At 63.0% G+C, this 11,114-nt stretch carries 7 protein-coding genes and 1 pseudogene; all 8 read right to left on the reverse strand.

What is annotated here, in order from left to right:
• Window positions 1-377: 377 nt before the first annotated feature.
• The gene (locus RHBS_RS05540; protein WP_128645047.1) at window positions 378-662 is read right to left on the reverse strand and encodes a hypothetical protein; all 285 of its coding nucleotides are present in this window, start codon (window positions 660-662) and stop codon (window positions 378-380) included.
• Entirely contained in the window at window positions 659-2,782 is a 2,124-nt protein-coding gene (locus tag RHBS_RS05545) for a phage minor capsid protein (protein WP_128645048.1), read from the reverse strand. The genes RHBS_RS05540 and RHBS_RS05545 overlap by 4 nt, the downstream gene beginning before the upstream one ends.
• Window positions 2,783-2,834: 52 nt before the next feature.
• On the reverse strand, window positions 2,835-4,019 hold the full coding sequence (locus RHBS_RS05550) for an AAA family ATPase (protein ID WP_187298387.1): 1,185 nt from the start codon (window positions 4,017-4,019) through the stop codon (window positions 2,835-2,837).
• Between the two features lie 99 nt (window positions 4,020-4,118).
• The gene (locus tag RHBS_RS05560) at window positions 4,119-5,867 is read right to left on the reverse strand and encodes a terminase large subunit domain-containing protein (RefSeq protein WP_237669022.1); all 1,749 of its coding nucleotides are present in this window, start codon (window positions 5,865-5,867) and stop codon (window positions 4,119-4,121) included.
• Window positions 5,864-6,352, reverse strand: coding sequence for a hypothetical protein (locus RHBS_RS05565; protein ID WP_128645051.1), 489 nt, complete (start codon window positions 6,350-6,352; stop codon window positions 5,864-5,866). Before RHBS_RS05565 ends, RHBS_RS05560 begins: the two co-directional genes overlap by 4 nt.
• Before the next feature lie 155 nt (window positions 6,353-6,507).
• Window positions 6,508-6,993, reverse strand: coding sequence for a hypothetical protein (locus RHBS_RS05570; protein WP_128645052.1), 486 nt, complete (start codon window positions 6,991-6,993; stop codon window positions 6,508-6,510).
• Entirely contained in the window at window positions 6,986-7,183 is a 198-nt protein-coding gene (locus tag RHBS_RS05575) for a hypothetical protein (protein WP_128645053.1), read from the reverse strand. Before RHBS_RS05575 ends, RHBS_RS05570 begins: the two co-directional genes overlap by 8 nt.
• Window positions 7,184-7,774: 591 nt before the next feature.
• Window positions 7,775-11,114: pseudogene (locus tag RHBS_RS28785) on the reverse strand (hypothetical protein); the annotation flags it as partial.

The following is an 11,114-nucleotide window of genomic DNA, read 5'->3' on the forward strand; positions in this document are numbered from 1 at the left end:
CGGAGGTTTCGCGGCAGGTGGGCATTCCGGAGTCTTGAAGAGACCGGTTAACGGTGTCATCAAGCCAAGCCCGACCAATTTAGGAATGTTGGTCGGTTGCGCCTGTGTGTCTGTGTGTTGGCATATCTGGCACAGCTGGCATATTTGCTGGTCGTGGGGTTGTGCCATGTGTGGGTGTTTGGCACAGCTGCGTCAAGGCGTGATGGTGGCTAGTTTGGGGCCATGTCTGATGGTGGAGATGTTCCGGTGCCGGATGAGGTAGCGCCGTTGACGATGTCGGTGGTGGAGGCTGCTGGCCATCATCAACTTCTGAAGTTGATGATCATGTCCTGTAGGTGATCAGAACTAATCACCTGGCAATGTTCTCGTGATCGTGGTCAGTAGATTCGGCCGGGTTCGCTGGGGAATAGTGGGTACGGGGGTAGGTCTCCGGTGAGGTCTGCGCCGGGGAGCAGGTTCATTGCTGCGGCCATCAGTGTGGATGCGTCGATGATGGTTGCGCCGGGGCCGGTTGGGGTGAGGGGGAAGGTGTAGCCGTCCTGGGTGAGTCGCCATCGTGTTTCGGGGTCGGCGTCCCACATGTCGGGTGTGGCGGTGTCGTTGTCGCCCGTGTATTCGAGCCAGCGGCTGTTGTCGTCGGGGTCTGTAATTTTCCAGGTCATAGCAGTGCCATCACTCCGATCACGAACTCTTGTAGCTGGCTGGTTTTGTCGAACTCGCCTGTGGGGTTGCTGCGGCCGAACGTGTCTTGGATACCTACCTGGAATGCTTCGGCGGCTCGTCGGGCTGGGTCGGCCATTTGGTCGTTTGCGTACGTCTTGCCGGCGTATCTGTTGTGCCAATCGTCTTCGTATCCGACCTCGTCGGCCAGCTCTGGTCGATTCGGGTACACCTTCGTTTGTGGTTCCAGTACGCCGTTCTTGGTTGAGCGGGACCGGATGAGGGCGAACTCTAGCTGGGTCAGGCCGGGGATGAGGGTTTCCATGCGGTGGCCTAGTTCGTGGGCCATGACTTCGTCGGGGTAGGAGTCGAATGCGCCCCGGTAGTTCGGCACCTTGTCCGTTTCGGGTGCCGCGATGAAATCCCAAGTCTGGTTGAAGAAGGCCCGGTCGGCTTTGCCGATGTCCAGTTCGCCGCGTGCTGTACCGGCTCGGAGCCAGTCGGCCGGGTAGATTGCCTCGGCTCTACGCACAGCTGCGATGCCTTCTGCCGTGCCCGCCGTGGCGCTACCGAACCCGGTAGTCGACAGCTTGACGGCCTGCTGCACGCCACCGATAGGGCGTACCTCAGCGAGGGCTTCGAGCAGAATCGCTTGTTCACGTCGCGCGATGTCGCGGAAGATCGCGTCTCGTCGAGGTGAGAATGCACCGCCACTCGCCAGCAGATCCTTGTCCTCTTTCCGCAGTTTCTTCAGTGCGGCGTCGGTGTCGAATCGCCTGACGGCGTCGGCGCGGATCGCTTTGCCGACTGTGAGGGTCGTGTCGAGGTGGCGTTGGAGTTTTTCGGGGACGAGTTTCGCGCCGTTCTTGTCCTTCGGGTACTTGATCGTTGTGTCGAGCCAGCCGGCCTTGTCGACCGGCAGCGTTGTCCGTGCCTGTTCGACGAGTTCCCGTGTCGGTGCACTGACGAGTGTCGGCTTGGGTTTCGGCTTCGGCTTGGCCGGCGTGGCTTTCGGGGTGGGTTTGAGTGCTGCGCGGGCGGGGTTTCCGGGGCCGTAGACGCCGGTGATTTGTTCGCGGTCACGCCTACGACCGACACCGGTCTGCTCGGTGTGAGTCTTGATGCGGGCCTGCCATTCGCGAGCTTTGACGTTGGCGGCCTTCTTGGCGTCAGGGTCGATGGCGGCGGCTGCTTTGCGTTTCCAGTCGCGCACACCGCGTTCTAGGCGTCGGAGTTCCTGGGTGTTCTCGTAGCCGTCGTCGTCGGGCTCGGTCGGAGTGGTGTCAGTGACGCCAGGAACGAAAAGCTGAGTTCGGTGTCGGCATGACGGATGCTGGAATCCACGCGACATCGCCTCTGCCAGTGAGGCTTTCACGGGTACCGTGGTCGGCTGTCCCGTGCGTCGGGACGGGAGTTCGACGGCACCGACACTTCGGCCTGAGAGTGACAGGATCTGTCGCTCATAGGGTTGGCAGACGGGCGCGGGTCGGGGGTGGCTGGACACGACAACGAGGTCGTAGCCGCGTTCGGTGAGTGTCTCGTTGTGCGAGGTGATGAGAGCTCGGGTGCTTGCGGTTCGGACGGCCATTTCGGCGTAGGCGGTCATGGACCAGGTTTTGCCGGTCGAGTCTCGGAAGCCGGTGATGCCGTGGGCTGCGAACTCGTCGAGTGCCCTCTGTGTTGCCTGTACGCGGGTTTGTACGCCAGAGACGGTGGCGACTGCACCGCGCGCGACGACCTTGCGGTAGATGTCCTCTGAGCCTCGCAGGATGCCGGTGTGGAGTGCGGTGGTTGCGGCGGCGGCTTGGTCGACGATGAGTGCGATTGCGCGGGAGTCGGTGGCAGGCCGTGTCCCGGCGTTGCGGAGGATATTTCCGGTAGTGCCTTCTCCGCCTTGGCGACGTCGGCGGTGGCCGCGGCCTTCCCGTCTTTGATGGATTGCCGCATGGCGGCATCGAGAAGTTTCGCGGAGGTGCCGGCCATCTTCCCGACGAGCGTGCGGGCCGCGGTGCGGAACGTGGTGATCTCGGTGAGTTGGCGTTGCGCCCAGTCGGGTGCGTTCATGCCACGCGCGAGCCTGGTCGAGATCAGTTCGAGGAGGATCAGCTCGAGGCGTTCGTATTCGGCAACGAGCTGATTGGCGGGTTCGTTACGGGCCTGCTGCGGGTTGATGCTCATGCGGCTCGGTTTCCTACCGCGAGGAAGAACGCTGCGACGGGTTTGCCGCCTCGGGCTGCTGTTCCTTCGTGTGCGACGAGATGACCGGATCGTTCCAGCTCCAATAGCTTTCGGCGCGCTTTCTCGATCTCACCTCGCGACGGGCTCTCGTGATCGAACAGGGCTGTGGCCGCAGCCTTTGCGGTCAATCCGTTCGCACCGGACGCGGCCACGAGATCGAGCAAGTCTATTGAGTGGTAGATCGTCATCATTCCGTTCGCCTCATCGTGGTTGAGCCTGAACGGGCCTACTTCGTTGGCAGGCTGTTTGATGTGGCGCATTCCGACGATGGGGTCGCCTGGGTCGCCGGTGAGGAAGATGACGGACCCGCACCCTGACGTGATCCAGGTCGATCCGTAGATGTCGTCGATGGAGATACCGTCTTCGGCGGTTCGGCCTGTGGCTCGTTTCTTGGTGTGGTGCAGGTCGATTACTTGCACTCCGGCTTGCAGGGCGTGTTGCCGTGCTCGGTTGTAGCGTGCGCCGGTCTCGTCGTCACTGAGGCCGACGGCGGCGTCTTTGACGGAGTCGATCATGACGGTGTCTGCGCCGGCGTCCGCGCACATCGCAGCGAGGATCTCGGGGTGTTTGGCGAGGTCCGCGGGTGGCGGGCCGCGGTGAATAACGAGCTTTGCTGCGATGGCGTCTCGATCGCCCTCGGTGAAGAGTCGGCCGAAAGCGCGCGCGATCTGGGAGGGTCGGTCCATTGCGAGATAGAGCAACCGTTCGCCTCGCGCGACGGGTAATCCGAGAACTGTGTCTGTTCCGATCCCCAGGCGTGCGCGCATCAGTTGTCCTGCGAGGGTGGTCTTTCCGACGCCCTGAGGTCCAGCGATCATCAAAGCCTCGCCCTCGGTCCACAGTACGTCGTTGCCGGTGCCCCAGATCGCCGGTATGCGTGCGGGCCGATCGAGAATGAACGACGCCCCGTCCAGGAACGTGAATGTCTGCGGTTCGTCCTCAGGCTGGTGTTCGTCGGCTGGGTGTGGCAGGTCTGCGTATGGGTCTCCTGCGGCGTAATCGACGTCCGAGGCGGTAGAATCATCCGTGGATCGTGTGGCGTCGAGGTCGCTGGTCTCCTGATGGAAGGGCTCTCCGTGGATGGCGGGGGGCCTTTCATCGTTCCCGGTGGGAATGTTCACGCGATGTGGTCCTCTCGATCGGGTGCGGTGCCGTATCCGGCTTCGCGGAGTAGTTGAGTCATCGCGTCGAGTGGCATTACTGCCAGCCATTGGGAGGGGTCACCGAGCCCGCGGCGTTTGCAGACCAGGACGGCGTGGTCGGCGTTCGCTTCGGTTTTCTGCTCGGCTAGTTGGGTGAGCCATTCGGGCCAGGCGTAGGCGGCTCGGTCCTTGACCTGGATCGTGATGCCGGGGCAGGCGTGGAGGTCGCCGGCGTCTCGGAAGTATCCGGCGCGTGTGCGTTCGGTTCCGGGAAATCCGTTGGTACGTAGGAAGTCTCGAACTGCTCGTTCGGCGCGGTCGCCTTTGAGTTTGTTTGCGTTCGGCATTCGAGGCTCCTAGATCTTGTCGACGTTGCCCATGAGCAAGTCTCGTCGTCGTGGGGTCGTGGCTTGGTGTGGATGCGGGTGCCGGCTGGGTGGTGAGGACGTCGCCGCGGCCGAAGAGTCCTCGGTCATACGTTCCAGTGAAGGTGGCGATATTCGACACCGCTTGCATCAGTGCCATCGCGAGGTCATCGTGTCCGGCCGCTTCCGGTACCGAGATCCGCAGTAGCCCTTGGGCGGTCTGTTCGTATTCGAGGGCGTGGAGTTGCCGCAGGAGATCGGGGTGATTCGGGAGAACAAGGCGGCCCTGTTGGAGTAGGACTTTGATGCGGCCGAAACCGCCTGCCTTGCGGCGGGAGTCGGTTGTGACGACCTTGACTAGTGTCTGGAAACCATGACTGTTGTTCTGCGACAGTCGATATGCACGTTCAGAGAGAACTTGCGAAGGCATGGCCCCGACACCGTTAGCCTCGCTAACGAATCGTCTTACTGCGAACTTCTCGGCAATGAAGGCCAGGCGGTCGATGAAGTCCGAGTACTGCATCCGTGAGTGCGCTTCGAGCCACGGAATGTAGAACACCGGGGTGCCATGGCCGACCTTGCTGGCGTTCAAGTCGACGTCCGAGAGGGCGGCGAGAAGGACGACGGCGTTGGCGTCGTTGCTGAATCCCCAGTCGATACCGCCGGCGACGAGCTGGCGTTGTGCCTCCTCGGGTGCGGTGAGTTCGTACGGGGCTACTGCGTTGTCGAGTTCACCAGTGGTGAAATACTGACCGCTCTCATCGGTCCACTCCGCCATGTACTCACGTTGGAATTCGGTTGCGGGCGTTCGGCGTTCGAGATCGTCCAAGTCGTCTTGGCTGATGAGAGGGGACCGGGACGACGGCCAGTGGAACGAGGCGACGCGGGCCGTCGGGGCGTCCATGCCCTGTTTCCAGTTACGGCGAAAGAAATGTTCAAACGATCCCCATGGCGAGGATGTCAGGATGACGCGGCTACCGGGGCGGGCGATGATCGCAGGTTCGGCAGCGGACCATATGGACCCCGGTACAAATCCCGCTTCGTCGACGATGAGGAGATCGACGGGCCAGCCTCGGATCTGCTTCTCGGACGCCGGTACCGAGATGATCTTCGAGCCGTTGCTGAGGACCAGCTGCGTCTTCGAGTCGTCGAGCACCGATCCGGCGAGGAGGTCGGAATTGCGGGCGAGGAAGGAGATGTCATCGAGCAACCGCAGCGATGCAGTCTCGCCGGCAGAGATGAGCAGGACCAGATTGTTCTCCCTGCTGAACGCCCAGTGCAGGGCGATGATCGCGAGGCTGCGGGACTTACCGACCTGACGTCCGGCACACACCACGCGGTAGCGGGCGGGGCAGTCGGCCAGCTCCTGTTGGTAGTCCCATAGCGGTGCGCCGACGAGGGCTTCGGCGAATCGGCTCGGGCTGGCGTTCAGTTCTGTGAGGACGGTGTCGGTGACGCTCATGCGGTCCCGCCGTTCTGCTTGTTGAGCGCGGACATGAGCTGCGCGAGGTCGAGTTTCGTTGCGGTGGTGTCTTTTCCGAGCTTCGCGCGGGAGAGGGGATCGAGGCCCAGCCGGGAAGCCATGCTCGCGAGGTGCCCCCGGACCCGCACCAGGTAGATCGCGGCCGGGGCAACCGTGCCGTCCTCGCGGATCTCACCGTGCTCGTCGAGCCACTTCTCCAGCACCTCGACACGTGCGGCGGTGCGCGCATAGTCGAGGAGAGCTTCCCGATACGTCGTGTCTTGGAGGTAGGGCAGTTCAGCCATGAGGTCGTTCGCGATGTCGGCGGCCAGCGGGACGATGATGCGATCGGAGTACGCGCCGTGCTTCTTCGACTTGAAGTGGCCGGCCTTGAACGGTTCCCACGTGTAGCCGCGGGCGGGGCCTTTGCTCCCCGGCAGGTGGATGATCTCGGCGGATTCCCCCTGTCGGGGAGCGTCGGGCATCTCTTACGCCTCCATGCGCAAAGGTGCGTCGGTGTGGGTGGTGAACTGCGCCATGTATCGCGCCTGCCGCTCTTCCTCAGCACGGTTGGCTTCGGCCTCACGCGCTGCGTGTTCCTCGCGTGTGGCGTCGCTGTGAAGGCCGTGCACTTTGGTTATCACCTGGCCGGAGCTTCCTGTGTCGCCAGCTTCAAGTAGGCGCTGCCGTCGCTGTCTCGGTAGTGGCTGAAGTCGAACAACCACCGGACGTCCTGCGGCAGTTCGACGCCCAACTCACCCGCGCGGGCACCGATCGTCGCGTAAGCCGCGTCCATTGCAGCGACCTCGTTCTGGAACGTGCGGATGGCATCGACGAGTCCGGCGTACGCGCGCTGCGCTGGGACCACACCGGTGCTGTAGAACTCCTCACGCTGGGCAATGGCTTCGTCATAGGCCGACTGCCGTTCCTGCTGCACGCGGTCGGCCTCGCGCTTCTCAGCGCCCTTACGCCGCAGTCGAAGGAAACCGACGTGGTCCTTGGCCTTCTCGATCGCCTCGGGAGTGACATCGGTGTCGCCGTCGATGACGGCCTGCTCCAGATCGGTGACTCCGGCTTCCGCTTCGCGGATCTCGCGGTCAACGTCGTCGATGGTCAGTTCAGGCATTGCGGTTGCTCCTCTTGTAGTCGGCTTCTCGGCGGTTCTGTTCCATCGCTCGTTCGACGTCGACGCTCAGTCCGAGGAACCCCTCCTGTTGGGTTCGCTCGCTGGTGTCTTTCGTTGCCTCACGGACCTTGTCGGCGTCGGCCTGTTGCTTCTTGTAGTGCTCGTCGATGGCATTGCGGAGGTTCGTCATGCGATCTCCTACCGGTATTCGATGGGGGTGAGGGGGTTGTACGGGGAACCGGGGTCGGTGTACGGCGATGTGCCTGGTGTCGTTCGGGGTGAGTGCGGCGACTCTCTGCGACCGCCGCATCACGCGCCGGAGAGTCGACCTCGTACGCCCTCACTTCCGGGCTGTGCGGGTCCGCACCGAGCCCGCCACTCATCGGGAGGATGGGATCGAAGTCGACTGGTTCGACGATCGGGGGGCCACCGACCTTCCCGAAGGTTGCGAGGTCGTAGGCGTCCTGACGCTTGGTGTCGACGCAATGCAGCCGTTGCAGCGCCGAGTCGATGGGATTGGCCGCGTCGGGTGTTGGGATCGTCGATGGCGACCCGTCTTCGCGGACGACCAGTGTCGTGCCTCCGAGCTGGTGGGTTCCGTCCGGTGACGTGATTCCTCCGCTGGCTGGCAGGAAACTACCGTTCGGGAAGTGGTAGACGCCGTCCTTGTCGACGTAGCCGAGGCCGGTGTAGCTGCGATCGTCGGGGTTGTGGCTGCCGAAGATTCGGCGGACGTTCGGTGGATTCATGTGATGCTCCTAATGTGTTGTGATGCTTGGGTTTACGCGATGCCTGTGGACAGCAGGTCGAGGGCGACACTGCCGTTGCTGGTGTCGAAGTTTGCGTCCAAGGTGACGAGTCCGCCCTTGGAGAGGAGTTCGACCAGTTGGTCGAGTCTGCCGATGACGGCTTCGGACAGGCCGGGGATGTCGTTCGAGCCGGTGTCGAACTGCGGCATCAACTGCGACAGATCCACCTGCCCGGACTGGGCCATCGACAGGAACCCGCCGATACCCGATGCCGCCGTGAACCCGAGACCGGATGCCAACGCGGCGGCCTCCATCAGGTTGGTGGGGCGCATGTAGTCGCGGGCCTTCGGTTCGTTGTAGCCACCGAACCCACCGTCCGCGAACTCGGTGATGTTCAGCCGCTTCCCGGTCTCCCGCCAGATGTCTACTGCGCGTGCACGTTTCGCCGGGTCGCCGGGTATGTATGCTTCCCACGGTCCTGCTTGGGGTTCCGCCCATACGCGCACGTTGCCGCCTGTGGTTGCGATCTCGGGGTTCTGGGATTCGATGCCTCCATTCGCGAACACCTTCAAGCTCCCGACCGCTTTCGGGGTGCGACCGTCTGGGGCTGCGCCACCGATGTCGGAGAAGTTGATGACCCGCACATCTACCGGACCCGACGACGTCGGCAGGGTTTTGGTCCGACTGCCTGACGACATGCCCGCCGAACTGCTATCCGGTTGCCCGTAATCAGTGACCGTCAAAGCCTGCGCCCCGACGTCGTAGCTACCCGGATCAGACGACGGCTCACCAGGTGGCTGCGACATCGCCACATGCACATGGTTACGGTGACCCGCCATCGTCGATGCACCGTAAAAGCTGCCGTCGACTATCGACCCGTTCTTCACATTCTTGTCGAAACCTGGGGCCGAGTAGATCAGTTCGAGGAGCTTCGGCTTGTAGTTGTCGACCATGAAGTTGGCGAATGCCAACTGCTCGGGAGTGTTGTCGGAGCCGTTGGAGAAGTCGGCGGCCTGCCCTGAACCGTGGTGTCCTGGGTCGCCTGCGCGGTAGCCGGATGTCATCGTCAGGGCGGGGAAGTTCTCGGATGCGAGGTTGCTGAGACCGGATACGATGCCGCCGTCGGCCATCTGCACGAGTCCATAACCGAACCGGTCAGCGACATCCCGGAGGATGCCGACGGCGCGGGGACGCTTCGACTCAGCCCCAGGAATGAACGCTTCCCACGGGCCTGCACCTTCCTCAGCCCACTGCACCAGACCCTTGCCGCCGGCGGACTTGATGAGTGCTTCCTGGGGGAGCTTGCCGTCAGCGAAGCCACCACCGCCACCATCGAACGTGCCCGGTGCCGCAGGAGCGCCACCGCCCGCATTCAGATACGGCGTCGGACCCTGCATCGACGGCGCATCCGCCTCCGACACACCCTGCGACTGCCAATACCCGATCTGACGCTGCCGCAAATCGACGAACATGTCGACGGTCTTTCCGGTGTTGTTCCCGATGAACGCATCAATCGCAGCCTGACCCTCCTCAGTGTTCGAGGTGACCTTGAACGTCCCATCAGGCAGGCGTTCCACCTTCATGCCCAGCGCTTCGAGGTCTTCGATGTGCTGGGGTGTGTTCGACGTGATGACGATGGACTTGTCGTCTGGGACTTTGTAGACCGCGCCGGACAAGGCATCCATGAGCCGTGCCGATGCCTCTGCGCGCTCACCTGCGGCGCGGACATCGTCACCCATCTCGCGGATGCCGGGGCGGGCATTGTCGATCATGTCCGCGAGACCGTTCATCTTCTCCGAGGAGGACTGGACCTGGTCGGCGTACCACTTCGTTTTCTCGCCCGCACCTTCGATCGCCTCACCGACATCCTGCATCCCTGGAATGTGTTTGACGATGCCGCCCATGAACTCGGCGTAGGAACCCATCGCTTGGAGGGCGTTGCCCATCGTCGCGCCGACAACCTCACCCCACTCAGCGAGGAACCGGAGTGACCCGGACGTGAACGCCAAGATCGCATCCAACGTCGTGAACCCAGCATCCGCAAGCCCGGTGAAGAACCCGATGATCTCCGGCTTGTTGTTTTTCACCCAGACAGCAAGGTCGGTCAGAACGGGACCGAATGCCTGTGCCAACGCCAGTTTGATGTCAGCAGAGGACATTTCGATCGAGTTCTTCGCCGCAGTGAATGCCGCTTCGGTGTTCGATGACATGGTGTCACCGGCCAACGCGGCAGCGCCAGCGACGTCTCCGAACTCGGTGACCGCAGTGTCCAGGTTCAGCTTGAACGCCGCGCCTTGGATGTCCTCGAACTTGGTACCGAACAATGCCAGTGCAGCCGCGTTCTTCTCCGTCGGATCGGTGATCGCATTGAGCCCACGGAGGGCATCGGCCATCGCGTTCCGCGACGCCTCACCACCCTCGTTCATGGCAGTCGTCCACAGCTCCGAGTTGAGGCTCAGCTTCTCGAAACCATCAGCCGCAGCGGCAGTCCCGTCAGTCGCACGCAGCTTCATCTCTTTCAGTGCGTCGATGACGACGTCGGTGTCGCGGGCACCACCCTTGACGCCCTGCGCGACCAACGCCCAACCCTCTGCACCTTCCAGCCCGAGTGCACGCAACTGGGTGGAGTACTCGATCTGGGAGTCGAGAAGATCCTCGGAGACGTTCAGGCTGTTCTTCTGCGACTGCACCAACAAGTCGAACGCGCCGGTGGCATCCTTCGCTATGCCGTTCTTCACCGACTGCCCCGCGGCACGGGCAACCGCAGGTATCTCCTCGCCCATGATCTCGGAGACAATGTTGAGCTGTTCGATCGTCGACTTGAACGTCCCAGTGTCCTCCTCGCCAGTGAGCAACCCGGACTGGATCGCGGCGCGGACACCATCCATGTTCGATGCCGCCGACTGACCCCACCCGTTCGAGTACGCAGCGCCGGCCGCCTCACCGATACGACGGGCAGTCTCCTCGTTGATACCCAACTTGGCTTGGATCAGATCCTGCGTCGCCTCTTGCTGCATCCCATCTGCGATCGCATCGGCCAGCGCGACACCGACGCCGATACCGAGGACGGCGACACCGGCGAGAGCGACCCCGATCGGCCCGCCCTTCGATCCGAGTCCTGCGACACGGGGCGCGAATCCGGCAATGAACGAACCACCCGTCGATGACCCTGCGCTACCTGCCGTACCCGACAGACCCTCCAACCCTCCTGAGAAGCGATCCGCGAAGCCCGAACCGGCTGCCTCACCTGAACGTTCCGCCTCCTGCGCTGTCTCGCGCATCGCACGCTGAGCCCGTTCCATCGCGGTCACGGCATCGCGGCCGCCCTGCTCGGCGGCACGAGCCGCACGACGATGCGCCGCCTCCATGCGA

The sequence above is a fragment of the Rhodococcus sp. BS-15 genome, from assembly GCF_000813105.1.
Lineage (GTDB): Bacteria > Actinomycetota > Actinomycetes > Mycobacteriales > Mycobacteriaceae > Rhodococcoides.